The organism is Aeromonas sp. 1805 (genome assembly GCF_013085525.1).
In the GTDB taxonomy this organism is placed as follows: Bacteria; Pseudomonadota; Gammaproteobacteria; order Enterobacterales; family Aeromonadaceae; genus Aeromonas; species Aeromonas hydrophila.
Genome location: NZ_CP038515.1, coordinates 1,246,593 through 1,272,133, shown reverse-complemented (window position 1 = coordinate 1,272,133; position 25,541 = coordinate 1,246,593). Strand labels below are relative to the sequence as shown.

General features: G+C 63.7%; 28 protein-coding genes. 16 read left to right on the top strand and 12 right to left on the bottom strand.

Annotated elements, in window-relative coordinates:
* Window positions 1-27 precede the first annotated feature (27 nt).
* Window positions 28-852, top strand: a complete 825-nt coding sequence (locus E5E96_RS06100) for an MBL fold metallo-hydrolase (RefSeq protein ID WP_171281742.1) — start codon at window positions 28-30, stop codon at window positions 850-852.
* Between the two features lie 209 nt (window positions 853-1,061).
* Here the strand turns inward: E5E96_RS06100 and asnA are convergent, their stop codons facing one another.
* Window positions 1,062-2,054 (bottom strand): aspartate--ammonia ligase, encoded by a 993-nt coding sequence (asnA, locus tag E5E96_RS06095; protein ID WP_016352287.1) that lies wholly within the window; start codon window positions 2,052-2,054, stop codon window positions 1,062-1,064.
* A gap of 153 nt (window positions 2,055-2,207) precedes the next feature.
* Here asnA and asnC point away from each other — a divergent pair, with 153 nt between their 5' ends.
* A complete protein-coding gene (gene asnC / locus E5E96_RS06090; RefSeq protein ID WP_011707730.1) occupies window positions 2,208-2,669 on the top strand; it encodes a transcriptional regulator AsnC in 462 nt (153 codons plus the stop codon).
* A 179-nt stretch (window positions 2,670-2,848) separates the two neighbouring features.
* On the opposite strand, the gene E5E96_RS06085 is transcribed toward asnC, so the two are convergent.
* Complete coding sequence (locus tag E5E96_RS06085) at window positions 2,849-3,613, bottom strand: ABC transporter substrate-binding protein (protein WP_124251372.1); 765 nt, start codon at window positions 3,611-3,613, stop codon at window positions 2,849-2,851.
* 85 nt (window positions 3,614-3,698) lie between these two features.
* On the opposite strand from E5E96_RS06085, the gene E5E96_RS06080 reads away from it, so the two are divergent.
* A complete protein-coding gene (locus E5E96_RS06080; RefSeq protein ID WP_171281741.1) occupies window positions 3,699-4,235 on the top strand; it encodes a DUF2301 domain-containing membrane protein in 537 nt (178 codons plus the stop codon).
* Here the strand turns inward: E5E96_RS06080 and E5E96_RS06075 are convergent.
* Window positions 4,232-4,636, bottom strand: a complete 405-nt coding sequence (locus E5E96_RS06075; RefSeq protein ID WP_171281740.1) for a CBS domain-containing protein — start codon at window positions 4,634-4,636, stop codon at window positions 4,232-4,234. The two genes, E5E96_RS06080 and E5E96_RS06075, sit on opposite strands and share 4 nt — an antisense overlap.
* Window positions 4,637-4,756: 120 nt before the next feature.
* Here E5E96_RS06075 and E5E96_RS06070 point away from each other — a divergent pair, with 120 nt between their 5' ends.
* On the top strand, window positions 4,757-5,461 hold the full coding sequence (locus E5E96_RS06070) for an SDR family oxidoreductase (RefSeq protein WP_171281739.1): 705 nt from the start codon (window positions 4,757-4,759) through the stop codon (window positions 5,459-5,461).
* A gap of 3 nt (window positions 5,462-5,464) precedes the next feature.
* Here the strand turns inward: E5E96_RS06070 and E5E96_RS06065 are convergent, their stop codons facing one another.
* A complete protein-coding gene (locus E5E96_RS06065) occupies window positions 5,465-5,980 on the bottom strand; it encodes a 2-amino-4-hydroxy-6-hydroxymethyldihydropteridine diphosphokinase (RefSeq protein ID WP_011707725.1) in 516 nt (171 codons plus the stop codon).
* Between the two features lie 129 nt (window positions 5,981-6,109).
* On the opposite strand from E5E96_RS06065, the gene E5E96_RS06060 reads away from it, so the two are divergent.
* The 4 genes from E5E96_RS06060 (at window position 6,110) to E5E96_RS06045 (ending at window position 9,502) form a co-directional block, all read left to right on the top strand.
* Window positions 6,110-6,202, top strand: coding sequence for a YnhF family membrane protein (locus E5E96_RS06060; protein ID WP_017409791.1), 93 nt, complete (start codon window positions 6,110-6,112; stop codon window positions 6,200-6,202).
* A gap of 98 nt (window positions 6,203-6,300) precedes the next feature.
* Complete coding sequence (locus E5E96_RS06055) at window positions 6,301-7,701, top strand: HAMP domain-containing sensor histidine kinase (RefSeq protein ID WP_011707724.1); 1,401 nt, start codon at window positions 6,301-6,303, stop codon at window positions 7,699-7,701.
* A gap of 8 nt (window positions 7,702-7,709) precedes the next feature.
* Entirely contained in the window at window positions 7,710-8,225 is a 516-nt protein-coding gene (locus E5E96_RS06050) for a hypothetical protein (RefSeq protein WP_171281738.1), read from the top strand.
* The gene (locus E5E96_RS06045; protein WP_011707722.1) at window positions 8,222-9,502 is read left to right on the top strand and encodes a sigma 54-interacting transcriptional regulator; all 1,281 of its coding nucleotides are present in this window, start codon (window positions 8,222-8,224) and stop codon (window positions 9,500-9,502) included. The genes E5E96_RS06050 and E5E96_RS06045 overlap by 4 nt, the downstream gene beginning before the upstream one ends.
* A gap of 72 nt (window positions 9,503-9,574) precedes the next feature.
* Here E5E96_RS06045 and E5E96_RS06040 read toward each other — a convergent pair whose 3' ends face one another.
* The gene (locus E5E96_RS06040; protein ID WP_011707721.1) at window positions 9,575-10,057 is read right to left on the bottom strand and encodes a DUF1097 domain-containing protein; all 483 of its coding nucleotides are present in this window, start codon (window positions 10,055-10,057) and stop codon (window positions 9,575-9,577) included.
* A gap of 370 nt (window positions 10,058-10,427) precedes the next feature.
* On the opposite strand from E5E96_RS06040, the gene msrP reads away from it, so the two are divergent.
* Both msrP and msrQ read left to right on the top strand, forming a co-directional pair.
* Window positions 10,428-11,429: a protein-methionine-sulfoxide reductase catalytic subunit MsrP gene (gene msrP, locus E5E96_RS06035; protein WP_171281737.1), complete on the top strand. Its 1,002-nt coding sequence runs from the start codon at window positions 10,428-10,430 to the stop codon at window positions 11,427-11,429.
* Between the two features lie 19 nt (window positions 11,430-11,448).
* Window positions 11,449-12,081, top strand: a complete 633-nt coding sequence (gene msrQ / locus E5E96_RS06030; protein WP_171281736.1) for a protein-methionine-sulfoxide reductase heme-binding subunit MsrQ — start codon at window positions 11,449-11,451, stop codon at window positions 12,079-12,081.
* A 44-nt stretch (window positions 12,082-12,125) separates the two neighbouring features.
* On the opposite strand, the gene E5E96_RS06025 is transcribed toward msrQ, so the two are convergent.
* Entirely contained in the window at window positions 12,126-12,371 is a 246-nt protein-coding gene (locus E5E96_RS06025; protein WP_010635834.1) for a PepSY domain-containing protein, read from the bottom strand.
* A gap of 63 nt (window positions 12,372-12,434) precedes the next feature.
* On the opposite strand from E5E96_RS06025, the gene E5E96_RS06020 reads away from it, so the two are divergent.
* The 4 genes from E5E96_RS06020 (at window position 12,435) to E5E96_RS06005 (ending at window position 15,400) form a co-directional block, all read left to right on the top strand.
* Window positions 12,435-12,767 (top strand): PepSY domain-containing protein, encoded by a 333-nt coding sequence (locus E5E96_RS06020; RefSeq protein WP_011707718.1) that lies wholly within the window; start codon window positions 12,435-12,437, stop codon window positions 12,765-12,767.
* 86 nt (window positions 12,768-12,853) lie between these two features.
* Window positions 12,854-13,510 (top strand): response regulator transcription factor, encoded by a 657-nt coding sequence (locus E5E96_RS06015; protein WP_171281735.1) that lies wholly within the window; start codon window positions 12,854-12,856, stop codon window positions 13,508-13,510.
* Window positions 13,511-13,547: 37 nt separating this feature from the next.
* Window positions 13,548-14,897 (top strand): sensor histidine kinase, encoded by a 1,350-nt coding sequence (locus E5E96_RS06010; RefSeq protein ID WP_005306363.1) that lies wholly within the window; start codon window positions 13,548-13,550, stop codon window positions 14,895-14,897.
* Window positions 14,898-14,938: 41 nt separating this feature from the next.
* The gene (locus tag E5E96_RS06005) at window positions 14,939-15,400 is read left to right on the top strand and encodes a hypothetical protein (protein ID WP_010635837.1); all 462 of its coding nucleotides are present in this window, start codon (window positions 14,939-14,941) and stop codon (window positions 15,398-15,400) included.
* Between the two features lie 146 nt (window positions 15,401-15,546).
* Here the strand turns inward: E5E96_RS06005 and torA are convergent, their stop codons facing one another.
* Window positions 15,547-18,027 carry a trimethylamine-N-oxide reductase TorA gene (gene torA / locus E5E96_RS06000; protein ID WP_171281734.1) on the bottom strand — a complete coding sequence of 827 codons (2,481 nt, stop codon included), beginning with the start codon at window positions 18,025-18,027 and terminating at the stop codon, window positions 15,547-15,549.
* Window positions 18,028-18,049: 22 nt separating this feature from the next.
* Window positions 18,050-19,180 carry a NapC/NirT family cytochrome c gene (locus E5E96_RS05995; protein WP_171281733.1) on the bottom strand — a complete coding sequence of 377 codons (1,131 nt, stop codon included), beginning with the start codon at window positions 19,178-19,180 and terminating at the stop codon, window positions 18,050-18,052.
* Window positions 19,181-19,544: 364 nt separating this feature from the next.
* On the opposite strand from E5E96_RS05995, the gene E5E96_RS05990 reads away from it, so the two are divergent.
* A complete protein-coding gene (locus E5E96_RS05990; protein WP_171281732.1) occupies window positions 19,545-21,512 on the top strand; it encodes a DNA topoisomerase III in 1,968 nt (655 codons plus the stop codon).
* A gap of 41 nt (window positions 21,513-21,553) precedes the next feature.
* Here the strand turns inward: E5E96_RS05990 and E5E96_RS05985 are convergent, their stop codons facing one another.
* Window positions 21,554-21,988, bottom strand: coding sequence for a DUF417 family protein (locus E5E96_RS05985; RefSeq protein ID WP_171281731.1), 435 nt, complete (start codon window positions 21,986-21,988; stop codon window positions 21,554-21,556).
* A gap of 13 nt (window positions 21,989-22,001) precedes the next feature.
* Window positions 22,002-22,535 (bottom strand): carboxymuconolactone decarboxylase family protein, encoded by a 534-nt coding sequence (locus E5E96_RS05980; protein WP_171281730.1) that lies wholly within the window; start codon window positions 22,533-22,535, stop codon window positions 22,002-22,004.
* Between the two features lie 100 nt (window positions 22,536-22,635).
* Here E5E96_RS05980 and E5E96_RS05975 point away from each other — a divergent pair, with 100 nt between their 5' ends.
* Window positions 22,636-23,463 carry an AraC family transcriptional regulator gene (locus E5E96_RS05975; protein WP_171281729.1) on the top strand — a complete coding sequence of 276 codons (828 nt, stop codon included), beginning with the start codon at window positions 22,636-22,638 and terminating at the stop codon, window positions 23,461-23,463.
* A gap of 27 nt (window positions 23,464-23,490) precedes the next feature.
* On the opposite strand, the gene E5E96_RS05970 is transcribed toward E5E96_RS05975, so the two are convergent.
* Both E5E96_RS05970 and E5E96_RS05965 read right to left on the bottom strand, forming a co-directional pair.
* Entirely contained in the window at window positions 23,491-24,846 is a 1,356-nt protein-coding gene (locus E5E96_RS05970) for a TrkH family potassium uptake protein (RefSeq protein WP_024945202.1), read from the bottom strand.
* Entirely contained in the window at window positions 24,843-25,496 is a 654-nt protein-coding gene (locus tag E5E96_RS05965) for a TrkA family potassium uptake protein (protein WP_011707709.1), read from the bottom strand. The genes E5E96_RS05970 and E5E96_RS05965 overlap by 4 nt, the downstream gene beginning before the upstream one ends.
* Window positions 25,497-25,541 lie beyond the last annotated feature (45 nt).

The following is a 25,541-nucleotide window of genomic DNA, read 5'->3' as shown; positions in this document are numbered from 1 at the left end:
CTGCGTTTTGTTTTCAGGGGAAGCGAGATGCTGAAGTTTTCCGTGCTGGTGGATGACGACGTTCATCTGCCTGGCTGTCTGCCCGAGCGAGGGTTGGCGCTGCTGCTGGAGTGTGACGGCCTCAGGGTGCTGTTTGATAGCGGTCGTGGCCGGGCGCTGCGCCACAACGCCGCCGCGATGGGGATCGATCTCGCCTCGCTCACCCATGTGGTGCTCTCTCACGGGCATTACGACCATGTGGGCGGGGTCAGCTCGCTGCCTGCCTATCCAAGACCCATTCCGCTCATCGTCTGTCCGGATGTGTTCTGCGAGCGGGGCTACTTCCTGTCGCTGCCCTTCTGGCGGCGAAACCTCTATCGCCTGTCGGGGGCGCTGGCTTGGGAGTCGCTGCCGGCCAGAGGCTTGCTCCCCCATTGCTCGGCCGAGCCGGTGTGGCTCTCGGATCGTCTGGTGTTCCTCGGCAGCATTGTGCGGCGCGACCGGGCTGCGCCTTCGCTGCTTGGCTACATAGTGCGGGGTGGGCGGGTGGAGAAAGACCTCATCAGCGACGACTCGGCGCTGGCCTACAAGAGTGAGCAGGGGCTCATCGTCTTTATCGGCTGTGGCCACGCCGGGGTCGAGAACATCATTGAGCGGGCCAAGGAGGTGTGTGGCGACGAGCGGATCCACGCCGTCATCGGCGGCCTGCACCTGAAGTTTTCCGGCCCACAGCGGGCGGTGGCGCTCGCTGCCTATCTGCAGGAAGAGGCGGTGGATCAGTTGTTTGCCTGCCACTGCACCGGCAGCAGAAAGGCGGAGTTGCCGCGCCAGCGCCAGATCGGGGCCGGGTTCGAGCACAGTTTTTCGGCGTAAAAAAAGCGGCAATCCGAAGATTGCCGGGAGGAATGTAGTGAAGCGACCTGACGTGGGTTGAGCGGGTCGCAGGGGCAAGCCCCCGATTGCGAAGCGCGGCCACTGCTGGCCTCGCGTCTTACAGCCTGCCGGGGATGCGCTCGCTCAACCCCGACGGCCACCTGCCTGTTGCCATGCCAGCGCGATGACGCCGGCATGGCTTTCATTTGTTACAGCATGCCTTGCACGGCGGCTTTCATCTCGGCCGGCCAGACGCCGACCTGGACCTGACCGATATGCTCTTTTTGCAGCAGCAGCATGGCCAGACGGGATTGGCCGATGCCGCCGCCGATGGTTTGCGGCATCCGTGCGGCCAGCAGATCCTGGTGCCAGTCGTACTGCAGGCGATCCTCATCGCCGGTGATGGCCAGCTGGCGGCGCAGCGCCTCGGCGTCGACCCGGATCCCCATGGAGGAGATCTCGAAGCTGTCCTGCAGCACCGGGTTCCACACCAGGATGTCACCGTTCAGACCGGCCAGTCCCAGCTCGCTGTGGCTGCTCCAGTCGTCGTAGTCCGGGGCACGCACGTCGTGGCGCTCACCGTGGGAGAGTGCACCGCCGATGCCGATCAGGAACACGGCACCCAGCTCCTTGGCGATGGCCCGCTCACGCCCCTTGGCATCGAGGTCCGGGTAGCGGGTCAGCAGCTCTTCGCTGTGCAGGAACTGGATCTCGGCCGGCAGGAAGGGAGTCAGCTCGTGCTCGGCGCAGACCGCGCGCTCGGTAGCCTTGATGGCAGCCCAGATGCCGCGCACGGTTTCCTGCAGGTAGGCCAGATCGCGGCGCTCGCTCGGCATCACCTTCTCCCAGTCCCACTGATCCACGTAGACGGAGTGGATGGGGGTGAGGCGATCCTCGTCCGGACGCAGCGCCTTCATGTGGGTGTAGATGCCTTCGCCCGGGCCGAAACCGAAGCGGCCCAGGGTCTGGCGCTTCCATTTGGCCAGTGAGTGCACCACTTCGTAGCTGTGCTCAGGCAGGGTCTTCACCTTGACCTGCACTGCATTCTCGTGGCCAGAGAGGTTGTCCTGAGTGCCATCTCCGACCCGGCTCAGGATGGGGGCTTGCACCTCCATCAGACCCAGTTGCTGGGCGAGTTGGCGGGAGAACATCTCTTTGACGAAGCTGATCTGTTGCTGGCTGCGAATGTAGTGCTGTTTCATGCTGAATACCTGTCTTGAACCCGTTGGATGTGAGGATTCTTCAACAGATTGCCAACTAAATTCAATATTCGATAATAGAAATAGGCTTTGTGTATTTTTTTCTTCAAAATACACCGGTAATTAATGAGGAATCATCAAAGGGAGTGCAAAAAAGTGCCGGAAAATTATCGGATCGATAATCTCGATCAGGCCATCCTCACCGCTCTGATGGAGAATGCGCGCATTCCCTATGCCGAGCTTGCCAAACAACTGCTGGTCAGTCCGGGCACCATCCATGTGCGGGTGGAGAAGATGAAGCAGGCGGGCATCATCGAGGGAACGCGAGTTCAGGTGAACCCCAAGAAGCTGGGCTACGACGTCTGCTGCTTCATCGGCATCAATCTGAAGAGCGCCAAGGATTACCCCTCGGCGCTGGCCAAGCTGCAGGCGCTGGACGAAGTGGTGGAGGCCTACTACACCACCGGCCACTACAGCATCTTCATGAAGGTGATGACCCGTTCCATCGACGAGTTGCAGACCGTGTTGATCCACAAGATCCAGACCATCGACGAGATCCAGTCCACCGAGACGTTAATCTCGCTGCAAAACCCGATCTTGCGGGATGTGAAGCCTTAAGGACTGAGGGACGCGGGAGATCCATTTCACATGCGAAACCCTGATTTCATTGCAGTGCCCGATCTTACGGGATGTGAAGCCTTAAGGGCTGAGGGACGCGGGAGTTCCATTTCACAGGCGAAACCCTGATTTCACTGCAGAGCCCGATCTTGCGAGACGTGCAGCCCTGACGGTCGGGTTCAGGGCTCGATATAGGGGATGCCGTAGTGGTCGTAGATGGCCTTGAGCCGGCCGTCGCGCTTCATGCGCAGCAGTTCGGCGTCGTAGGCCGCCATCAGGGCCGGGGTGGTTGCATCGGCCCTGGCCTTGGTCCAGACGGTGTAGTAAGGGCTGGCCTTGAGCGGCTTGGGCAGGTAATCGAGCTTGCCCTCCAGCCCCTCCTCCTTGATCTGGGCGAAGGCGGTGACCAGCGGCATGGGTACCACGTCGATGCGCCCGGCGATCAGCTTGCGCAACTGCAGCTGGTTGATGGGGATCTCCTGGAAGTGATAGGCCGGATCGGCGAGGGCGGCGGTCAGCTCCGGGGTATAGGAGAAGTCCTTGGTGATGCCGATGCGCCAGGGTTTGAGGTCCGCCAGCGTGTCGTAGCGGATCTTCAGCAGGTCGGCCTTTCGCACGAAGAAGTGCCAGCTGTGGCGCAGGTGGGCCTGCTGCGGGTAGAGCAGATAGCGTTCCCGCTCCGGCTTGTAGGAGTGGGTCATCACCAGGTCGTACACCCCGGTCTCGGCGTTGCGGGTCAGCCGGGCGCCGGAGTCGGTCAGCTCGATGCGGATGGGAATGCGCAGCTTGCCGAAGATGGTGCTGACCACATCCACGTCCAGACCATGGGGAACACCCTGTGCATCCAGAAACTTCAGCGGCGGCTCCAGGGTGCCACCGATGATCAACTCTTTGGCCTGCAGCCAGAGGGGGAACAACAGGCAGAGCAGAATGAATCTTCGCAAACCACATCTCCTGCACGGAATAGGGAATCGCTCGCGGGCATAATTCAAGTATATTGGCCCCTACCTGCAACAGAGGCGACCGCCGATGGCAAACCCTGAAATTGAAAGCGAGCTGGACGGCATCGACAGAGTGTCGGTCTGCCTCTATCGCCTTGGCTTGAGTCTGGCAGCCTTGCTGCTGCTGTGTCGAGGGGCAAGCCTGCTGCTCGGGCAGGATTTTTTGGCGCCGGCGAGCTGGCTGGTGGCGCTGGCCGTGGCCAGCGGGGTATGCGGGTTATGCCTGCATGTCTATGACAAGCGCATTCGCTTTGTGCTGCAGGGGCTGGGCTGGGGCGCCCTGCTGCTCAGTGCGAGCGGGGCACCGGATGTGCTGGTGCTGGGGGCGGCGTTGGCCACACTGGCGGGGCTGGCCTTCAAGGAGCAGTTCTGCTTCGCCATTCCGGGGATCAGGGCGGTCCCCTTGCTGCTGCCCCTGTTGTGGTTGCTGGAGCTGGCCGGCATCGGCTGGGCCGCCGCCCTGGTGGAGCTGGTGTGCGGGTTGCTGCTCTGTCTGCTCTCCCTGGCCAAGTGGCGCATGCCGCTGCACTTCGATATCGGCGACAAGAGGCGCTACCAGATTTAGGTGGGCAGGCAGCCCTTCATCTGGGCGTTGAGGGCCTGCATGACCTGCCGGCGGCTGATGATGCCGACTACCCGGTTCCCCTCCAGTACCGGATAGACCTTGGGTCTGGCCTCGGTCATCTGGCTGGCCAGATCCAGTATGCTGTCATCCGGGCTGACCGAGAGCGGTGTCCGGCTCATCAGGTCCTCCACCCGGGTGCGGGTATCGCAGTGATAGCTGCCGGTGAGCAGGCTCGGGATGCAATCCTGTTCGGAGAGAAAACCGATCAGCCGTTGCTGCGGGTCCAGCACCGGCAGGCCGCTCAGGCCTGAGTCATGCAGCCGATCCAGCGCCTCGGCCAGGCCGAGCTGCGGGGTGAGGGAGTGGGTCAAACGGCTCATGTGATCGCGGATCTGTAACATGGAAGTGGCTCCGTTAAGGTGGCAATGGCGCCACTATGCCCGCCGGGTGGCGGCCACGGCCAATGGCTTGTGCCGTGGGGATCGATAGGTATTCCCCGGCCGGACAATCAAGGAGAGGGTATGCGTGCATTGGTGACGGGGTGTGGCCGCCGGCTTGGTTTCTATCTGTGCGAACAGTTGGTGGCGGCGGGTTGGCAGGTGACGGGCAGCTATCGCAGCGAGCGACCCGAGCTGGCGCGGCTGCGAGCGCTGGGGGTCGAGCTGGTGCAGGCGGATTTCGCGCGCGAGGAGGAGGTCGGCAAGCTGATCGAGGCGCTGGCCGTCCATCAGGATCTGGCGCTGGTGATCCACAACGCCTCGGCGTTTGAGCCGCAGGCGGCGGATCCGGCGGCGCAACTGGCCCAGTTTGATCAGTTCTACCGGGTGCACATGGCGGCCCCCTTCCAGCTAAACCGCGCGCTGGCGTCCCAGCTGGCGCGCAACGCCAATGCCGGCATCATCCATATCACCGACATCTACATCCACGCGCCGGCACCCCAGTTTGCCAGCTATGTGGCCACCAAGGCGGGGGCCCACTCGTTGGCCATGAGCTTTGCCCGCGAGCTGGCACCCGCCGTCCGGGTCAATACCATAGAGCCGGGCCCCATCCTGTTTCTCGACGAACATGGCGATGCGTGGCGCCAGCAGGTGCTGGCGAAGACGCCGCTGGCGCGGGAAGGGGGGCTGGCGCCCATCTGGCAGGCGGTTCAGCTGTTGATGCAGAACGACTACATGACCGGGGCCAGCATCCGGGTGGATGGTGGCCGCAGTCTGGCCGTCATCTAGGGGTCAGCGCAGGAGCGCGGCCGGGGTCGCCATCTCCTGCTGCAGGGCGATGGGGGCGAGGCCGACCTGGCGCTCCTCGATCACCTTGCCCGCCATCAAGCGGGTGTGCAGCGGCAGGGTCACCTTGCGATCATGCACCTGGCCACGGCCATAGAGCTCCGCCAGCAGCTCGTCGAGATAGGCGTCGACCCGGGCGGTGGAGAAGTCATCGCTCTGGCTGCTGGCCAGGATGTCGATGTCCAGCGGCCGGTCCAGCACCTTGCAGCGCGGATCGCTGCGATCCCGGCCGTGGGCCAGCTCCATGGCGACGAAGTGTGCCTTGAGCTGGTGCGGTGCCAGCTCGCTCTCGGCGACGAACAGGCAGTTGAGGAAATCATGGCTGGAGTGCATCCCGACCGGCTTGGTCTGGATCACCGAGCTCAGCTGCAGGCGGCCAAAGTGAACGAGCAGCTCGCCGACCGCCTGACTGACGTGCTGATGGGGGTCAAGATTCGATCCAATGCTACACAGATAGAACATGTCACCGGTCCTTGGATGGGGCTCATCTGAAATTCATACACAGCTCACGGTTATCGGGTTAACTATGCATTAACATCGGTTTGTCTGTTGTGATCAGGCTCTATCATCTTGGCAAGAAAGGAGGTTTGCATGAGCGTGGAACTGAAATGGGCACTGCTGACCGCATCTGGCGCGTTGGCCATGATCCTGATTATCTGTGTGGCATCCGTCGGTCTGGCGTGATGCCCAAGCTGCAGCATGAACCGGCCCTCTGGCCGGTTTTGCTTTTTGGGGGAGTGCAGATATGCTGACCCACCCCTGCTGAATTGAGATAGTCCAAGATGACCAAGGTACGCCCACGCTCCCTGCTGCAAGTGGTATTGATGGGGTTCGTTCTGGTGTTGATGCCTCTGGGCGGCATGATCTGGCACGACAGCCAGTCCCTCGAACACCTCAGCCAGTTGACCAGCGACGAGCTGGAACGGGCGGTGCGCGACACCCGTCGAGCGACGCTACTGACCACCCAAGCCATTGATCTTGAACGTACTCTTCGTCGCTATGCGGTGCTGGGGGATGAGCGCATCCTGGCTAGTTATCAGCAGCAGCTGGCGAGTTATCGCAGCCTGCTGGCCGCTCACCAGAGTTCCATCCCGGATGCCGAGGCTTACACGGGTCTCGAGCAGGCGCTCGCCTGGCTCGACAGCCTGCAGGATCTCGCCCGTGCCAAGGCCGAGTCAAACAGCCCCAAATTTGATGAATTTAATCAGGTTAATCAGCAGCTTGAGATTATCACTCGCAGCCAGGTAGACGAGCATGTCAGCCGGGTGCGGGCGACCATTGCCGCCCTGATGACGGAGATCTGGTGGGTCAGCGGTTTCGTGGCGGTGCTCAGCCTGCTGCTGGTGCTGCTGTTTACCTATCTGATCATCCACCCGGTGCGTCAGATTGAGTCGCGGATCTTGAGTCTGGGTGCCGGCGTGGAACCGGACAAACGCCCGGTGGACGGGCCGGCCGAACTGGTATTGCTGGGGGAGCGGATCGTCTGGCTGCACGATAAATTGAAGGAGCTGGAGCAGCAGAAATACCAGTTCCTGCGCCACGTTTCCCACGAGCTGAAGACCCCGCTGGCGGTGCTGCGGGAAGGGGCGGATCTGCTCTCCGAGCAGCTTGTAGGGCCGCTCACCCCGGATCAGCAGGAGATCTGCCAGATGCTGGAGGAGAACAGCCGCCGGCTGCAGACCCTGATCGAACGGCTGCTCGACTTCAACCGGCTCAGCCAGCAGGAGGTGTTCACTCTGACCCCGGTGGCGCTGGCGCCCCTGCTGTCAGAATTGTCTGCAGAGTACCGGCTGGCGCTGGAATCCAAACAAATCAGTGTACACTTGCCGACCGATCCGATCACCCTGCAGGCCGAGCCATATCGCTTGCGGCTGATCCTCGATAATCTGTTCTCCAATGCGGTCAGTTACGGCGCCAGCGGCGGGCAGATCTGGATCCGTGCCGGGCAGGATGGCAACGGCAGCTGGCTGGAGGTGGCCAACGAAGGGCCCGCGATTCCGCTGGCCGAGCGGGAGCGGATCTTCGAGCCCTTCGAGCAGGGCAGTATTGTGCGCCAGGGGCTGCTGAAAGGCTCAGGCATGGGGCTCTCCATCGCCCGGGAATCGGCGATGAGCCTTGGCGGCGAGTTGGTATTGGTTGAAGATGAACAGGCGGATGTCTGTTTCCGGTTGACGTTGAAGTGAAGCCCAAGATGAAACAATGTGTTGTTCCGGTATTGATGATGAGCCTGCTCACAGGCTGTTCCCTGCTGCCAGCGCGTGACCCGGCGGCGTCGCCGGATCTCGCCCTCGCCAAACGGATGGAGTTTGCCAACAAGGAGATGCAGGTGCGCCTGCAATACTCGGACTGGCTGCTGGCCAGCCATGCCCTGCAGCGGGCCCAGGAGCGCCAGCGCCTCAAGGGGGCGACCGATATCGAGAGCCGGGTCAGCCTGGCCATGGTCAACACCCACCCGTCCGAGTCGGTGGCCAGCCGGCGGGCCGGGCTGGACAAGCTCAAGAGCCTGCTGCCGGAGCTGGGGCTGGATGCCCAGGCCTTCCTGCGCAGCTGGATAGCCCTCGGCGAGGAGCTGCTGGCCCGCGACAGCCGGCGCGACGATCAGAGTCAGGAGGTGCAGCGTCTGCGCCGCCAGATCGAGCAACTCTCCGCCATCGATGATCAACTCAATCAGCGCAAGCTGAACGGCAATGGCGAGGCGCTGAAATGAGTCGCATCCTGCTGGTCGATGACGATGCCAGCCTGCTCAAGCTGATGAGCATGCGCCTGCGCAGCCAGGGCTATGAGGTGGATACCGCCGACAGTGCCGAAGGGGCGCTGGACCGGCTGCGCCAGCAACGGGCCGATCTGGTGCTGAGCGATCTGCGCATGGCCGGCATGGATGGGCTGGCGCTGTTCGAGCGGATCCAGTCCCAGTGGCTGGGGCTGCCGGTCATCATCATGACCGCCCACGGCACCATTCCCGATGCCATTCAGGCCACCCGCTCCGGGGTGTTCAGCTTTCTCACCAAGCCCATCGACAAGGATGAGCTGTTCGCCACCATAGAGCACGCGTTGAGCCTGACGCGCCCAAAGCAGCGACAGGATTGGCAGTCGCTGATCCTGACCCGCAACCCGCAGATGGAGCAGTTGCTGATCCAGGCTGGCAGCATCGCCGCCATGGAGGTGCCCGTGCTGATCATGGGTCCTTCCGGTTCCGGCAAGGGCGTCATGACCCAGGCGCTGCACCAGGCCAGCAGCCGGCGTGACAAGCCGCTGCATGTCATCAACTGTGCCGCGCTGCCGTGGGCGGCGCTGGATCTGCAGCTGTTCGGCGAGGATGGCCAGTCCGGCCTGTTTGAACAGGCCAAGGGAGCGACCCTGTTTCTCGACGAGATAGGGGACCTGTCGGAATCGCTGCAGGCCAAGCTGCTGCAGGTGCTGCAGGAGTACGGCCAGGGCACGCCCGAGGTGCGGGTCATCAGCTCCAGCCATCAGGATCTGGTGGCGGCGATGGAAGAGGGGCGCTTTCGGGAGGATCTCTTCTATCGGCTCAACGTGGCCAACATCACCTTGCCCCCCTTGAGCGCCCGCAGTGAAGACATTCCGCTGCTGGCCAGGCAGGCGCTGGATGATTATCGCAGCCGCCACGGCGACTGCGCCGCCCTCGGCTTCTCGCCGGAGGCGCTGGCCCTGCTGGCGGCGGCGGGTTGGCCCGGCAACGTGCGCCAGCTCTGCAGCGTGGTGGAGCAGCTGGCCAGCCTCTGCTGCAGCCCGGTGATTGGCGCCGCCATGGTGGAGTCGGCGCTGAGTGGCGGCAGTGGCGGCATCCCTTCGTTCAACGAGGCACGGGCCGAGTTCGAGAAGGAGTATCTGATCCGGCTGCTGCGCACCACCGAGGGCAATGTCACCCTGGCGGCCAACATGGCGGGCAGAAACCGCACCGATTTCTACAAGCTGTTGAATCGGCACGGCATCGAAGCCGCGAACTTCAAGTCGAAGGGATAAATGACAGAGGGGCGGCCCGTCGATGACGGACCGCCCCTCTTGTTTCAGACCGGATCGGCCACATCGCCGGGATCAGGCCGGGTCGGTGACGCCAGCGGTGGCCTGGGTTTTCTGGGTTTTGTGGGAGAGCCAGAGGCCGCTCGCCTTCATCAGGTAGCCAAACAGCGCACCAATTACCAGCGACGGCAGGATCAGCCGCCACTCTCCCGCCGCACCGAAGGTGGCGCAGCAACCGGCGAAGGTGCCGGGAATGTAGCCGAGCCACTGCTGCTTGGCCTGCACGCACATCAGGGTGGCCACCACCCCGGTCATCAGGTAGCCCGCCACGCCGGCACCCCACCAGGCGTCACCATGGATCAGCAGCAGGGCCCACAGCATGCCGCTGGCATTGCACAGCAGGGTCTGCAGCAGCGCCTTGTAGCCGCCGCTGGAGGCAAAATAGCTGGTGCAGCCGAGGAAGCCGACCCAGGAGATGAGGCCGAGGGTAACGGCGACCCAGCCCCAGACGGCGGAGAGGATCCCGGTCGTGATGGCGATGGCGATCAATGGGCTCATGGCGTGACTCTTCAGTAGTGAAATTCGGAAAAAAGGGAGCCTACCCCGCGCAAGAGGGGCGGCAAGCAGGGGCGGGATTGTGTGTGATCTGCATCACTCATTTCAACTCAGGAATACGCTTGCGCTCGCGAAAATATTTCATGGTGAGGCGCTGGCCCCTACTCCATAGTTAGAGGCCCTGTCCTGCTCATGGAGTGAGTCTGATGGTGCCAAATGTGATCGTTCCCCTGCTGGTGTTCGTAGTGCTGTTTCTGGTCGGAACCATGGCCAAGGCACTGCCTCTCTATCAATTCATGTAATTTTCCGTGAAATAAAACTCGGCCGGGGCGGGTCTTATGATTGTTACCCTCATCGCCCCGGGAGTTTTTCCATGTTGCTCAAGCGCCGCTCTGCCCACCACCTCACCGAACAGGACGTCACGCCGGAAGCCGTCTATCAGGATCGCCGCCTGATCCTGAAAGGGCTGGGGCTCGGCGCCGCCACTCTGGCGTTTCCGACCCAGGCCGGGGTGCTCGATCTCTTCTCTGGCGACAAGCCGGCGCCGGTCGCCACCCGGGCGCTCAACATCCACGCCGCCGCCCGGCCGGAGGGGCTGATCCTCACGCCAGAGGAGAAGGCTACCACCCACAACAACTTCTACGAGCTCGGCACCGACAAGGGGGATCCGGCCCGCAACGGTCACTACCTCAAGCCCGAGCCCTGGACCCTGAAGGTGGAAGGGGAGGTGGCCAAGCCGTTTACCCTGGACGTGTGGGATCTGATCAACAAGAGCACGCTGGAGGAGCGCATCTACCGGCTGCGCTGCGTGGAGGCCTGGTCCATGGTGCTGCCCTGGAGCGGCATCGCGCTGGCGGATCTGATCCGCCGGGCCGAGCCTACCAGCCGCGCCAAGTTCGTGGCCTTCGAGACTCTCTATGATCCGGAACAGTTGCCTGGACAGGCGTCGCGTTCCCTCGGTGGCGGCATTGACTACCCCTATGTCGAGGGGCTGCGCCTCGACGAGGCAATGCACCCGCTCTCCTTCCTGGCGATGGGGCTCTACGGCAAGGCGCTGCCGGCCCAGAACGGTGCGCCGATCCGGCTGGTGGTGCCCTGGAAGTACGGCTTCAAGAGCATCAAGAGCATCGTCTCCATCCGGCTGGTGGAGGAGATGCCGCCCACCACCTGGAACCTGCTGGCCCCCAACGAATACGGTTTCTACGCCAACGTCAATCCGGCGGTGGATCACCCGCGCTGGAGTCAGGCCAGCGAGCGCTTCATCGGTGAGGGGGGCATCTTCGGGGCCAAGCGTCAGCCGACCTTGCCATTCAATGGCTATGCCGATGAGGTGGCGTCCCTCTATCAGGGCATGGATCTGCACAAGTGGTACTGAGACGAGAGGAGCTGACACCATGACTCTGCGACTGACGGCGCGTCACATCACCCTGCTGCGAGCGCTGGTACACCTCGCCTCGCTGGGGTTTCTGCTCTGGCTGCTGGTGGCCGTGCCCGGCGGCCTGCTGGGAGGGGATCCGGTGCAGGGGCTGACCCACTACCTCGGCAAGGGGGCGCTCAACCTGCTGCTGCTCACCCTGCTGGTGTCGCCGCTGGCCAAACGCTGGCGGCAGGGGCAGCTCATCAAGCTGCGCCGCCCGCTCGGGCTCTGGTGCGCCGCGTGGGCCGGTCTGCATTTCATGGTCTGGCTGGGGCTGGATCTGCAGTTTGACTGGGGGCTGATTGGCGGCGAGCTGGTCAAGCGCAGCTACATAGTGGTGGGGATGGTGGCGCTGTTGTTGCTGCTGGCGCTCAGCCTCACCTCGATCCCGGCCCTGCTGCGGCGCATGGGGCCGGCCTGGCAGAAGCTGCACAACTGGATCTACGCGGTGGCCCTGCTGGTGCCGGTGCACTACTGGTGGTCGCTCAAGAGCGGCTGGCAGGAGCCGCTCATCTACCTGCTGCTGGCCTGCGCTCTGCTGGTGCCGCGCCGCGACAAGCTGCTGCACCCCTGGCGCCGGCTTCGGCCGCAGAAACTGAGGGAGGCATGAGGCCGGCAGTGCGCCGCCCCGACCACCCGCCATAAAAAAGAGGCCTAGTCGGCCTCTTTTTTGATGTCACCCGTATGGGCGTCGACCAGGAGTCGTACCCGCTGCCCCTGGGCATCCAGGGTTTCCACCTCGAATTTGTCCCCTTCCAGCTCCACTTCCCGAATGTCGTGATACCCTTGGGCCACCAGCAGTTTGACCAGCCCGGCCATGTCGAGACGGCTCTCGGCCGCCCAGCCGAGGGTGGAGAAGAGGCAAAGGATCAGCAGGAAACTGCGTCGGATCATATTCATTCCGGATTCATGGCTGGCAGACTATAAACAGCATTATGTTAGGTTTTGGGAGATGAATCATCCATGAATAGAGCCCTGTCTCTGCTTGGGTTGCTGCTGCCGGCACTGGCACAGGCGGCCACGCCGAACGAGGCCTTGCTGCAGCAGGCGGTCAGCGAGGGACGGGTGCGCCCCTTTCATGAGGTGATGGAGGTGGCTTCCCGCCTGCCGGTACGGGTGCTGCGGGTCGATCTGGGGGAGGAGGACGGCATCTGGCTGTACGAACTCAAGCTGATCGACAGCGAGAACAGCGTCATCAAGGTGGGCTATCGGGCCGACAACCTGGAGATGGTGTGGCTCAAGGGCCATCATCTGGAGCGGCTGTTCGAACCGCGTCCGCCCCCGGAAGAGGAGTGATGGAGTGAGTCCGCGAACGCGCCGCCATCCGGTTCGTTCCCCAACCGCCGCCGGTACCGGCACAACCCTGCTTTGGATACCCATTTATGCGAATTCTGATAGTTGAAGATGAGAAGACCCTGGCGGGCCAGTTGGCGGAACAGCTGCGCCTGTCCGGTTTCGTGACCGACCTCTGCCACGACGGCAACGAGGCCGGCTTTCTCGGCGAGACCGAACCCTACGACGCCATCATTCTGGATCTCGGTCTGCCGGGCCGCGACGGCCTGAGCGTGCTGAAGGAGTGGCGCAGCAAGGGGATCGACACCCCGGTACTGGTGCTGACCGCCCGTGGCCAGCTGCACGAGAAGATCGAAGGGCTCAACGCCGGGGCCGACGACTACCTCACCAAGCCGTTCCAGGTGGCCGAGCTGGTAGCCCGGGTCCATGCCCTGGTGCGGCGGGCGGCGGGCAACGCCAGCTCGATCCTGGAGATCGGCGGGGTGCGGCTCGACATGGCGGCGTCCCAGGTGTGGTACGAAGGCACCCCCATCAAGCTGACCGCCCACGAGTTCCGGGTGCTCGGCTATCTGATGCAGCACAAGGGCAAGGTGGTATCGCGCAGCGAGCTGATCGACCACATTTACGCCCAGGATTTCGACCGCGACTCCAACACGGTGGAGGTATTCATCGGCCGGATCCGCAAGAAGACCCACTCCGATCTCATCGAGACGGTGCGCGGCCTCGGCTACCGGATCAACGAATGAGCCGGCTCTTGATGCCCTCTTTGGTCGGAGCGGCTGAATGAGGCTGGTGCGTACCCTGCGGGGGCGGCTGGTGGTCATCGCCATGGTCTGGTGCGGCCTGTTCCTGTTCGCCACCGGCTTCAGCCTGCAGACCATGATGCGCAACTACTGGCAGGAGGCGGAGGCCGACGGCCTGCGCCTCCAGCTCTACGATCTGCTCTCCCGCCTCGAGATCCAGCCGGATGGCCTGCCGGTGGTCACCGAACCCATGGCCGACCCCCGCTTTCGCCAGCCCTACTCCGGTTACTACTGGCAGCTGGAGCTGGGGGAGAGCGTGGTCAGCCGCTCCCGCTCCCTGTGGGATGTGCACCTCGACGTGCACGGCCTGAAATCGGCCTTCGGCGATCCGGATCTCTTCGTCGGCAAGGGGCCCAACAAGGAGCCGCTGCTGATCATGACCCGCACCGTGCTGCTGCCCGGTTCAGATCGGGTGTTCACCCTGGTGATGGCCAAGGACAGCAGCGCCCTGACCCAGACCCTGAAGAAGACCCGCATCAGCTTGTTCCTCGGCCTCGGCTTTGCCGCGACCGGACTGGTGCTCGGCTTCATGTTCCAGATCGTCTACGGCCTGCGGCCGCTGCACCTGTTGCGCCGCGAGCTGAGCCGTGTCCATCAGGGCCATCAGGAGGGGTTCCGGCTGCGCTATCCGCTGGAGATCCAGCCGCTGGTGGAGGACATCAACCGGCTGCTGCACCACTACGGTGAGCTGCTGCAGCGGGCCCGCTCCCATACCGGAAACCTGGCCCACGCCCTCAAGACGCCGCTCAGCATCATGCGCAATCAGGTGGCCCAGCTGCCGCCGGAGGATCAGGCCGCCCTCGGCGAGCAGCTCGATCAGATCCAGCGCCACATCGACTACCACCTCGGCAAGGCGCGGGTGACCGGCGCCGCCAAGATCCTCGGGGTGTCGACCCCGGTGCGGGCGCGGGTGGAGTACATCTGCCGCGCCTTCTCCCGCCTCTATCCGGGCCGGGAAGTGGACCTGCAGGTGCCGGCCACCCTGGCGGTCGGGGTGGAGGAGCAGGACTTCGACGAGATGGTGGGCAACCTGCTGGAGAACGCCTTCAAGTGGTCGGCCGGCCGGCTGCGCATCTCTAGCGCCGAGCTGGGGGGCTGGATCACCCTGCGCATCGAGGATGACGGTCCCGGCATGAGCGAGGATCAGATTGCCAAGGCGGTGCTGCGCGGGGTGCGCCTCGACGAGAAGGTGCCGGGTTCGGGCCTGGGTCTCAACATCGTCTCCGATCTGGCGGAAGCCTACCGCGGCAGCCTGATCATGGGGCGCGCCGAACTGGGCGGGCTGGCGGCTTCTCTCTCGTTGCCCAAGGTGGCAAGAGTAGAGAGCTAGGCATAAGATATGGCACCTGTTTTAGCCTGAGGAAGAGAACCATGACCGATGATCCATGGGCACTGTGTCACCTCGACGATTCGTTCGATGCCTCCGTGCTGGGCACCAAGGGGGCCCAGATCCAGTGGTTTGAGGATCGCGACAGCCTGATTGCCTTCCTGCTGGAAGATTTCGTCGACCTGCTGGCCGACGTGGGCGAGCTGGATGAGGATCAGACCGAGCGGGCGCGCGAGCGCTTCACCCTGCTGGTGGAGCAGAGCTTCGACGATCGCGGCCTGATGGACGCCATCAACGATCTCGCCTCCGGCCTGCGCCGCATCGCCTGGCTGGGGCCGCTCTCCGAGCTGGCCGAGCTGAGCGATGACTTCGCCTCCGGCCTGCGCCGCTACTTCTGGAGCCAGTACGACGGGGATGAAGATGACCCGGATGCCTGGGTGCCGGAAGAACTCTGGCCCCAGCTGGTGGAGTGTGCGGAAGAGTATATGGTTGAGGGTGACTTCTGATTCTGAGCCCTTGTCCGCGCTCTGGCCGCAAGGCGGGTGGAGTGTCCGGAAGAGTAGATGGTTGAGGGTGACTTCTGAGTCACACCCCAAACCGAGATAAGAAAACGGCGCCTTGATGGCGCCGTTTTTGTTGCTCAGTCCTCTGCTCAGGCGTTGGCCGGCACCGCGTGGGCGGTGTTGACCGGCGCTGGGCCCTGGTACTTCTCGATCTGCAGCTGGGCCATGTGACCGCAGTTGCCCTGCGCCAGGCTGGAAGTGCCCTCGTCGAAGGTGAGGCAGTTGACGTTGCCGTTCTTGCACAGGCTCCCCGCCTCGCCCGGTTTGGCCGGATCGAACCAGGCCCCTTCGCACACCCGCACCACCCCCGGGCGGATGTCGGTCGAGAGCAGGGCCCCCACTAGGATCTGGCCGCGGTCGTTGAAGGCCCGCACCAGATCGCCATCCTGGATGCCGCGTGCCTTGGCGTCGTCCGGGTGGATCAGGATCGCCTCGCGATCGGCGATGGCGAACTTGTCCCGCAGCGGGGTGTTGTCGAGCTGGGAGTGCAGTCGCTGGGTCGGGTGGGAGGTGTTGAGCGACAGCGGATAGCGGGTCGCCTCTTTGCTCTTGATCCACTCCTTGGGCTCATACCACTTGGGATGGCCGGCGCAGTCGGCATAGCCCATGCCGGCCACCGTGCTGGAGAAGATCTCGATCTTGCCGGACGGGGTACCGAGCGGGTTGAGCAGCGGGTTCTCACGGAAATCGGCGTGACGGATCCACTGGCGGTTCGCCTCGGGCACCGGGAAGCGGATGTAGTTGTTGGACTCCCAGAACATGTTGAATGGCGGCAGTGCCACCCGGGCACCGCGGGCCTGGGCGGCCATGCCGTCGTACATCTGCTTGAGCCACAGCATCTCGTCCTTGCCTTCGGTGTACTGCTCCTGCAGGCCCAGCTTGGCGGCCACGTCGCGGAAGATGTCGAAGTCGTTGCGCGCCTCGAACTGGGGCGGCACGCACTGGTGCATCGGGAAGACGTAGCGCTGGGAGTAGTCGCCGCCCATCTCCAGATCGTTGCGCTCGTAGCTGGTGGTGGCCGGCAGGACGATGTCGGCGTGCTTGGCGGTGGCGGTCCAGTAGGGCTCGTGCACGATCACGGTCTGCGGCTTGCGCCAGGCCTTGACCAGGTTGTTGGTGTCCTGATGCTGGTGGAAGGGGTTGCCGCCCGCCACGTAGACCAGCTTGATGTCCGGGTAGGTCACCTTGCGGCCGTTGAAGTCGATGGTCTTGCCGGGGTTGGCCAGGCAGTCGGCGATGCGGGCCACCGGGATCGGCGCCGGTCCGTTCTTCGGCGCATTGCCGGCGGAGATGCCTGCCAGGATGCCGCCCTTGGCGGTGGGGCTGCCACCGGAAGAGTAGTGGTAGCTGAAGCCGTAACCGCCACCCGGCAGGCCGATCTGGCCCAGCATGGCGGCCAGGGTGACCAGCATCCAGTTGGGCTGCTCACCGTGCTGCTGCCGCTGCATGCCCCAGCCCGCCATGATCATGGTGCGCTTGGACGCCATATCGAGGGCCAGCTGGCGGATCACCTTGGCATCGACGCCACAGATGGTGCTCGCCCACTCGGCGCTCTTCGGCTGGCCGTCTTCCTGGCCGAGCAGATAGGCGAGGAACTTATCGAAGCCGGTGGTGTAGCGGTCGAGGAAGGCCTGATCGTGCTTCTGCTCGCTGTAGAGGGTGTGTGCCACCCCCAGCATCATGGCCACGTCGGTGTAGGCGTTCGGCGCAATCCACTCGGCCCCGGCCAGCTTGGCGGTTTCGTTGTAGACCGGGTCGATGCTGATGATGCGGGTGCCCTTCTCCTTGAGCGCCTTGAAACCGGCCTGACCTTCGTGATCCGGCATGTTCCAGCTGTTTTTCAGGGTGACCTGGGCGTTGACCCCCCACAGCACCACCAGTTCGGCGTGCTCGATGACGTTGGGCCAGGCGGTCTGCTGCTCATACACCTCGATGGAACCCATCACGTGGGACATGATCACCTGGGCGGCGCCGGCGGAGTAGTCGCCGGCATAGCCGGTGAAGCCGCCCGCCAGGTTCATCAGGCGGTGCAGCAGGGTACGGCTGTTGTGGAACATGCCGACGCTCTTCCAGCCGTAGGAACCGGCGTGGATCGCCTGCGGGCCGAAGTCGCGCTGCACCCGGCCTATCTCGCCGGCCACCAGAGCGATGGCCTTCTCCCAGCTCACTCGCACCCACTCGTCGGCGCCACGCAGCTCGGGCTTGGCCCCCGGGCCCTGTTCCAGCCAGCTCTTGCGCACCATGGGGTACTTGATGCGGTTCTTGGCGTGGACCTGGAACGGCGCCATGTCGATCAGATCGTTGGGGGCCGGATCATCGGCCACCGGCTGGACCCGTACCATGCGACCATCTTCGACGATGGCTTCGAAAGCCCCCCAGTGGGCGCCGGTCAGGATGCCTTTCTGGGCGGGCACCAGGGTCGGGAACTGTTCAAGCGCCGTGCTGATGGCCTGGGCCAGCGCGCTCTTCGGGAAGACGCCGGCCAGCAGCGGCAGGGCGGCGCAGGCGCCCAGCCCCTTGAGCAGGCTGCGGCGGGAGAGATTGGTTTGCTTATCGGTAAAAAAAGTCATGACGATTTCCTCTGTGCCAGCCTTAGTGCGCCGCGTTCATGTCACTGGCATGTTTCTGGACGTATTGGGTCAACATGCGTGCCTGTTCCGGGGTCAGGGAGGTGCGTGATTCCATCCCCTTGATGACGCCGATCCACTGGTTGGCGTTGAAGTGATCCAGTGCGGTTAGGCCGTGGCAGCCGGTACAGTTGTTGGACATCAGGGTGGAGGCGTACTGCCACAGCTTGCCCTGATCGCCGATGAGCTGGCTCTGATCCACCCAGGCGGTCAGGCTGACCTGATGCCAGGTGAGGTTGGTGGCGCTGTCGGTTTCGCTCTTGCCGGTGGTGAGCTGCCCCTTGGCCTTGTCGCCGAGCAGGGTGCTCAGGATGCGCTTGCCGGGAGCGGCGTAGAACACCTCGCTCACCCCGTCCTGCTGCCAGCCGTCGATGCGCACCTGGGCGCGGCCGTTGTCGTTGGCCAGCACTTCCACCTTGGTGGAGGGCATCAGGGTGCCTTCGTCGGTCTTGGCGCCGGCATCCAGATAGAGCGGGGTGGTGGCAATGGCGTAACGGGTGGTGACGCTGGCCGGGGTCTGGGCAGCGGCTTGCGCCAGCTCGCTGGCCCCGGCGGCGGCCAGGCCGCTCATGTCGGGCATGATGTGGGCGACGCCGCGGTGACAGTCGATGCAGGTCTGGCCCTCCTTGATGGCGACCGGGTGCTCGGCACGGGCATTGGGGCGCTGGGCCAGGATGTCCATGGCCGCGTAGCTGTGACAGCTGCGGCAGGTGGCGGAGTCGTTGGCCTTCAGCTCGTCCCACACCGACTGTGCCATGCGCAGCTTGTGGGCCTCGTATTTCTCAGGGGTGTCGAGGGTGCCGATCGCCTCGTGATAGATGTCCTTCACGGCGCGGATCTTGGTCCACAGATAGGAGGTGGGATCACCCGGAATGTGGCAGTCGGCGCACTCGGCGCGGATGCCCTTCACGTTCTGAAAGTGGACGCTGCCCTGATACTCGGCCAGCGGGGTCTGCATGGAGTGACAGGAGACGCAGAACTCGGTGGAGCTGGTCTTGTGCATGACGGTCACCGTGACCCCCAGCGCTGCAACACCCAAGAGGGCTCCGAGCAGCAGTAGCCAGAACCAGGTTTTTCTCAACAATTTTCCAAGCATGACGGCGTTTTCCTACGATCAAATATTACCAATATAGTAGTATCCATGGAGAGGTAGTTGATTGACCTCTATCATGATTTATATTTTGCATTATTATTTTAAATGCATTTATTATTTTGTAATTTATCATTTAATTGAATTTAATTTAATTTCCTGCGATTTTGCTGTCTTTTTTGTCCTCGTTTGAAGCATGGTCAGCTTGGGCCTGCCATCCACGACCTAGCGGTGCTGTGCACCCGCCCGCCACCCCCTCTCAATCGCTCCTGCCTCGGCAAAGGCCTGTCGCCTCGCGCCCGGGGAGGGCTTGGGCTTTGCCCGGGGCCCGTTATATACTGTTCACATATACAGTATTCAGGTGTTTGCCATGCGACTCTTCATCGCCGAGAAGCCCAGTCTGGGACGTGCCATTGCCGACGTGCTGCCCAAGCCCCACAAGAAGGGGGACGGTTTTATCGAAACCGCGCAGGGAGATGTGGTGACCTGGTGCATCGGCCATTTGCTGGAGCAGGCCGAGCCCGATGCCTATGACGCCGCCTACAAGCAGTGGCGCATGGAGTCGCTGCCTATCGTCCCGGCTCAGTGGCAGCTGGTAGCCAAGCCGAAGACCAAGACCCAGCTCACCGTCATCAAGCGGCTGATCAAACAAGCCGACTGCGTGGTCAACGCCGGTGACCCGGACCGGGAGGGGCAGCTGCTGGTGGACGAGGTGATCGATTTCCTCGGCTATGGCAAAACCAGGCCGGTGCTGCGCTGTCTCATCAGCGATCTCAACCCGCCGGCGGTGCGCCGTGCCCTCGACAAGCTCAGAGACAACAAGGAGTTCGTGCCGCTGGCGGTGTCGGCGCTGGCCCGCAGCCGGGCCGACTGGCTCTACGGCATCAACATGACCCGCGCCTATACCCTGCTTGGCCGCAAAGGGGGTTGCAGCGAGCTGCTGTCGGTCGGCCGGGTGCAGACGCCGCTGCTGGGGCTGGTGGTACGGCGGGATCTCGAGATAGAAGCCTTCGTGCCCAAGCCCTTCTTCGAGGTGCTGGCCCATCTACAGACCGAAGGCAACGAGCGTTTCAGCGCCAAGTGGTTGCCCTCCGAGGCCTGTCTGCCCTGGCAGGACGAAGAGGGGCGAGTGCTCAACCGGGCGCTGGCCGCCAAGGTGGTGGAGCGGATCCAGGGTCAGCCCGCACTGGTGGAAGAGGTGGAGGAGCAGGCCCGCAAGCAGGCGGCGCCGCTGCCTTACAACCTCTCCAGTCTGCAGATCGATGCCGCCAAGCGGTTCGGCATGGACGCCAAGCGGGTGCTGGACGTCTGCCAGGGGCTCTACGAGCGCCACAAGCTCATTACCTACCCGCGATCCGACAGCCGTCATCTGCCGAGCGATCACTTCAACCGGGCCGGCCAGGTGCGGGAGGCCATCGCCAGCACGGCGCCGGCGCTGGCCAAGGCGGTGAGCGAGGCGGACGGCAAGATCCGCAGCAAGGCGTGGAACGACAGCAAGGTGGACGCTCACCACGCCATCATCCCCACCGAAAAGCAGGGCAACCCGGCCACGCTGGGGGCTGACGAGGCGAAGCTTTACGGCCTGATTGCCCGTCAGTACCTGCTGCAGTTCTACCCGCCGTTCGAGTACAACGACAGCAAGGTGCTGCTGCGCATCGCCGGCGGGCTGTTTCAGGCCAAGGCGCGGCGGATCCTCAAGGCGGGCTGGAAGGCGCTGCTCGGGGTGGAGGAAGATGATGAGGAGGAGGCTGGGAGCCTGCCGGCCCTGCGCAAGGGCGAGCAGCTGCTGTGCGAGCGGGGGGAGCTGCAAGAGAAGATGACCCAGCCGCCCAAGTCGTTCACTGATGCCACCTTGCTGGCCGCCATGACCGGCATCGCCCGCTATGTGCAGGATCCCGAGATCCGCAAGACCCTGCGCGAGACCGACGGCCTCGGCACCGAGGCGACCCGGGCGGGCATCATCGATCTGCTGTTCAAGCGCCGCTTTCTGGTGCGCCAGGGCAAGAGCATCAAGGCGACCCCGACCGGGCGGGCTCTCATTCAGGCGCTGCCTGCCACGGCGACCACCCCTGACATGACGGCGCTGTGGGAACAGCATCTCGGCCGGATTGCCGAGCGGCAGACGAGCTATCAGCAATTCATGGGGCCGCTGACCGAGCAGTTGAACGGCCTGATCGACGGCGCCAGACAGGATTCGGGGGCCAGCTTCAGCGCCCTGCCCAAGGCAGCGCCCGGAGCCGACAAGCGCCGCTTCACCAAGCGCAAGCGCAGCACGGCGGCTGGTGGCACGAGCGGGACAGCCAAGCGGGGGAGCAAGCAGCCGGCCAAGGCTGCCTGATAAAAAAAGCGCCCCTGTCGGGGCGCAAAAAGGCATTGTCGTCAGGCGTCGGCCAGTCTGGCGCGACTCAAATTGAGGTAGTGCCAGGCAACGCCAAGCAGTACCAGATCCTTGAAGATGAAGAACTCGGTGACCGGCACTCCGTCGACCAGCTTCCAGACGCCCGGCAGGGTCAGCAGAAAGCTGAGGGTCACGAGGAAGGTCAGGATGGCCCCCAGGCCGCTCCAGTAGCCCAGACGTGGTCGCCACAGGCCGGCAATCAGACCGCCGGCGATCAGGATCTCGACCAGTCCGATCAGATTGGAGACGGCTTGCTCCGAGAGCACGGCATAGAGCCAGCTCATCAGCGGGTGGCTTGCCACCAGCGGCCGGATGGCCGCCGCCTCGGTCGGCGTGAACTTGAACACGCCGATCCAGAGCAGGGTCAGTACCACCCCGGCGAGGGCGATCAGAAAACCTCGGTCATGGCGTTCCATTCATGCTCCTTTGTCAGGGGGTGAGAGTGACGGGCGGGAAGTCGATGTCGGTTGCCGCCAGATGATTGCCGTAGTTGGTCAGGGTATTGATGACCACCTGCCCCAGTACCTCCACTACCAGCTCATCATCCACGCCTGCGGCACGGGCTGCGGCCAGCTGTTGATCGCTGATGACTCCGCGCTGGGTAACCAGGGCGACCGCCAGCTGCAGTAGGGCGTGGTCGAGTGGATCTGCCGCCTGGGCCAGACGGGCAGCCCGGATGGCGTCGTCATCGAAACCGGCCCGGCCAGCCAGCAGGGTGTGGGCCGACAGGCAGTATTGGCAGGCGTTGGCCTGGCCGATGGCCAGTGCCAGCAGCTCTCGCTGGCGGGCACTGAGCCGCCCTTTGCCCAGCACATCGGCAAAACCGAGCAGGCCGTTGAGCACCGCGGGTGAATGGGCCAGGGTGGCGTAGAGGTTGGGAACCTTGCCAAGGCTGCTTTTGAGGGCGGCGAAGGTGGGGGCGGCAGCCGGTTTGGGCTGGCTCACGGGGTGAATGCGACTCATGGTGTGCTCCTGTTTGGGTTGGGTACGGGAGACACTATGCCGGTTTTAATGGTACGGTTTGTCACCCATAGTCCACTATTGGCGACTTATCGTCTCAAACATGGATCCACTCTCGATACTGCTGGCCCATGCCGCGCCCCGGGCCAATCTCTTCTTTGCCGGCAACCTGTGCCAGCACTCCCACAGCCATGACTATCCGGCTGGTGGCCACTTGCACTTGCTGCGCCGTGGCGAACTGCTGCTACGCGAGGAGGGGGGCGAGCCCCTGCTGCTGACCGAACCGACCCTGATCCTGTTTCCCCGTGGGCGGGGACACAGGCTCGAGCCGCGTCAGCTGGCGGGCTGCGATCTGGTGTGCGCCAGCGTGTCGTTCGGACCGACCGGTGACTCACCATTGCAGCTGGCGCTGCCGGATACCCTGGTACTGCCGCTGCAGACGATCCCGGCCATGGAGCCGGTGCTGACCCTGCTGTTCGAGGAGGCCTTCGCCGACCGCTACGGCCAGCCACCGATCCTCTCCCGTCTGCTGGAGGTGCTGCTGATCCTGCTGCTGCGCCATCTGGTGGAGCAGGGGCACTGCCGGCAGGGGATGCTGGCTGCGCTCTCCGATCCGCGTCTGGCGCGGGCCGTCACGGCCATGCATCAGCGGGGAGACGAGCCCTGGACGGTCGAGACGCTGGCACGGGAGGCGGGCATGTCGCGCGCCCGCTTCGCCGCCCATTTCCAGGCGCTGACCGGGCAGGCGCCCCTGGGCTATCTGACGCGCTGGCGCATGATGCTGGCCAGTCAGCAGTTGCTGGCAGGGGAGTCCATCACTCAGGTGGCGCTGGGGGCGGGGTACAGCGGCGGAACCGCCTTTGGGCGGGCGTTTGAACGGGAGTTCGGCATGAGCCCGGGACGCTGGCTCAAGACGCGACAGCGTGAATGACCGGGGCCACAGCGGGCCCCGGTGTCATCAGCCGGTGTAGACGGCTTCTTCCGGATACTTGATGCGGGTCTCGCTCGGGCGGGCCAGCATGAAGGCCAGGGTCAGAGGACCGAGACGGCCGCAGATCATCACCAGCACCAGGATCAGCTTGCCCGGTTCACTCAGACCGGCGGTGATGCCGGTGGAGAGCCCCACGGTGGCAAACGCCGAGATGGTCTCGAACATGATCTTGTCGAAGGATTGCTGCTCGGTGAGCATCAGCAGGAACATGGCCAGCATCAGCACCATGGTGCTGACGATGATGATGGCGAGCGATCGGGTCACTATCTGGGGTGATAGGGTGCGGCCGAAGGCGGTGACGTGGGGGCGCTTGGTCAGAAACGCCTTGGTCGCCAACAGCACTACCGCGAAGGTGGTCACCTTGATGCCGCCACCGGTGGAGGTGGCGCCGGCCCCGACAAACATCAGCATCATCATGAACAGCAGGGAGGCGGGCACCATCTGGCCGATGTCGATGGAGTTGAAGCCGGCGGTACGGGCGCTGGTGGACTGGAAGAAGGCCGCCAGCCACTGACCGCCGAAGGAGGCCTTGCCGAGGGTGCCCGGGTTGTTGTGCTCCAGCAACCAGAACATCAGGGTGCCCAGCAGCAGCAGGCCCGGGGTCATGATCAGCATCAGCTTGCTGTGCAGCTTGAGCTTGCGCCAGCGGCGGTTGCGCACCAGGTCGACGATGACGGTGAAGCCGATCCCACCCAGAATGATCAGCGCGGCTATGGTCAGGCTGATGATGGGGTCGTCTCTATAGTCGATGAGATTGTTGGCGAACAGCGAGAAGCCGGCGTTGTTGAAGGCCGAGACCGCGTGGAAGAAGCTGACGTAGAGGCCGCGCTCCCAGCCGAGCTCAGGCACCCAGCGGATGGCCATCAGGCCAGTGCCGATGAGCTGGGCGATGAAGGCGAACAGCACGATGCGCTTCACCAGCTGAATGATGTTGACCGACCCCTCCTGACCCAGTGCCTCCTTGGCCAGCACCTGCTGACGCAAGCCGACCCGTTTGCTGAACATGGCGATCAGCAGCAGGGTCATGGTCATCTGGCCGAGGCCGCCAATCTCCATCAGCATCAGCAAAAAGATCTGCCCCTGCAGGGTGAAGGCGGTGCCGGTATCCACCACCCCGAGCCCGGTCACGCTGATGGCCGAGGTGGCGGTGAACAGGGCGTTGATGAAGCTCACTTCGCCGTTGTGGCTGGAGGGCTGCACCAGAAACAGGGTGCCGACCAGCAGGATGATCAGGAAGCTGCCGAGGATCAGCTTGGCTTCGCTCCAGCGCGACTCGTCGTCCCGGTGCAGGGCGAAGGCGTAGTTGCTACGCCAGCGGGTCATAGGGTTTCCAGCCAGTGGTCGATGGCGTGCTTGTTGCCCGCCAGGATCAGGATGTCACCCAGTTGCAGCTCCATCTTGCCGGTCAGCACGTTGTGCAGCACCTGGCCGCGCTTGATGGCCAGCAGTTGCAGTTCGGTCTGTTGCAGCAAATGGAGGTCGGCGAGGGTGCGGCCATTTTGCGGCAAACCAATGACGAACTCGGTCAGCACCATGTCGTGGCCCAGTTCCAGATAGTCGAACAGCCGGTTGTCCAGCATGCTCTGGGCGACCCGGCGGCCCATGTCCCACTCCGGGTTGATCACCTTGTCGGCCCCCACCTTCTGCAGGATCTTGGCGTGGAACTTGTCGCGCGCCTTGACCCACACCTTCTTCACGCCGGCTTCCTTGAGGACGAGGGTGGTGAGGATGCTGGTCTCGAGGTTGTCACCGATGGCAACGAAGACGATGTCGAAGTCGGCCAGCCCCAGCTCGGCCACCGTGGCCTCGTCGGTGGCATCGGCGACGATCACGTGGTTGCAGAGGGTGGCTATCTGACGGGTCTTGCTCTCGTCGATGTCTATCGCCAGCACCTCGGCATCCTGCCGTTGCAGCTCTTCACACAGGGCGCTGCCAAACAGTCCCAGGCCGATGACGGCAAATTGGTTGTTCATGAGTACTTCCTCAAGCGTCGGAGCCGGATACTCTACTCCTGCGGC

Bases quoted from the DNA above. Each gene is read 5' to 3' on its own strand.
- E5E96_RS06100 (WP_171281742.1), top strand. From the start codon at position 28: ATGCTGAAGTTTTCCGTGCTGGTGGATGACGACGTTCATCTGCCTGGC.
- asnA (WP_016352287.1), bottom strand. From the start codon at position 2,054: ATGAAACAGCACTACATTCGCAGCCAGCAACAGATCAGCTTCGTCAAA.
- E5E96_RS06080 (WP_171281741.1), top strand. From the start codon at position 3,699: ATGGCAAACCCTGAAATTGAAAGCGAGCTGGACGGCATCGACAGAGTG.
- E5E96_RS06075 (WP_171281740.1), bottom strand. From the start codon at position 4,636: ATGTTACAGATCCGCGATCACATGAGCCGTTTGACCCACTCCCTCACC.
- E5E96_RS06070 (WP_171281739.1), top strand. From the start codon at position 4,757: ATGCGTGCATTGGTGACGGGGTGTGGCCGCCGGCTTGGTTTCTATCTG.
- E5E96_RS06065 (WP_011707725.1), bottom strand. From the start codon at position 5,980: ATGTTCTATCTGTGTAGCATTGGATCGAATCTTGACCCCCATCAGCAC.
- E5E96_RS06060 (WP_017409791.1), top strand. From the start codon at position 6,110: ATGAGCGTGGAACTGAAATGGGCACTGCTGACCGCATCTGGCGCGTTG.
- E5E96_RS06055 (WP_011707724.1), top strand. From the start codon at position 6,301: ATGACCAAGGTACGCCCACGCTCCCTGCTGCAAGTGGTATTGATGGGG.
- E5E96_RS06050 (WP_171281738.1), top strand. From the start codon at position 7,710: ATGAAACAATGTGTTGTTCCGGTATTGATGATGAGCCTGCTCACAGGC.
- E5E96_RS06045 (WP_011707722.1), top strand. From the start codon at position 8,222: ATGAGTCGCATCCTGCTGGTCGATGACGATGCCAGCCTGCTCAAGCTG.
- E5E96_RS06040 (WP_011707721.1), bottom strand. From the start codon at position 10,057: ATGAGCCCATTGATCGCCATCGCCATCACGACCGGGATCCTCTCCGCC.
- msrP (WP_171281737.1), top strand. From the start codon at position 10,428: ATGTTGCTCAAGCGCCGCTCTGCCCACCACCTCACCGAACAGGACGTC.
- msrQ (WP_171281736.1), top strand. From the start codon at position 11,449: ATGACTCTGCGACTGACGGCGCGTCACATCACCCTGCTGCGAGCGCTG.
- E5E96_RS06025 (WP_010635834.1), bottom strand. From the start codon at position 12,371: ATGAATATGATCCGACGCAGTTTCCTGCTGATCCTTTGCCTCTTCTCC.
- E5E96_RS06020 (WP_011707718.1), top strand. From the start codon at position 12,435: ATGAATAGAGCCCTGTCTCTGCTTGGGTTGCTGCTGCCGGCACTGGCA.
- E5E96_RS06015 (WP_171281735.1), top strand. From the start codon at position 12,854: ATGCGAATTCTGATAGTTGAAGATGAGAAGACCCTGGCGGGCCAGTTG.
- E5E96_RS06010 (WP_005306363.1), top strand. From the start codon at position 13,548: ATGAGGCTGGTGCGTACCCTGCGGGGGCGGCTGGTGGTCATCGCCATG.
- E5E96_RS06005 (WP_010635837.1), top strand. From the start codon at position 14,939: ATGACCGATGATCCATGGGCACTGTGTCACCTCGACGATTCGTTCGAT.
- torA (WP_171281734.1), bottom strand. From the start codon at position 18,027: ATGACTTTTTTTACCGATAAGCAAACCAATCTCTCCCGCCGCAGCCTG.
- E5E96_RS05995 (WP_171281733.1), bottom strand. From the start codon at position 19,180: ATGCTTGGAAAATTGTTGAGAAAAACCTGGTTCTGGCTACTGCTGCTC.
- E5E96_RS05990 (WP_171281732.1), top strand. From the start codon at position 19,545: ATGCGACTCTTCATCGCCGAGAAGCCCAGTCTGGGACGTGCCATTGCC.
- E5E96_RS05985 (WP_171281731.1), bottom strand. From the start codon at position 21,988: ATGGAACGCCATGACCGAGGTTTTCTGATCGCCCTCGCCGGGGTGGTA.
- E5E96_RS05980 (WP_171281730.1), bottom strand. From the start codon at position 22,535: ATGAGTCGCATTCACCCCGTGAGCCAGCCCAAACCGGCTGCCGCCCCC.
- E5E96_RS05975 (WP_171281729.1), top strand. From the start codon at position 22,636: ATGGATCCACTCTCGATACTGCTGGCCCATGCCGCGCCCCGGGCCAAT.
- E5E96_RS05970 (WP_024945202.1), bottom strand. From the start codon at position 24,846: ATGACCCGCTGGCGTAGCAACTACGCCTTCGCCCTGCACCGGGACGAC.
- E5E96_RS05965 (WP_011707709.1), bottom strand. From the start codon at position 25,496: ATGAACAACCAATTTGCCGTCATCGGCCTGGGACTGTTTGGCAGCGCC.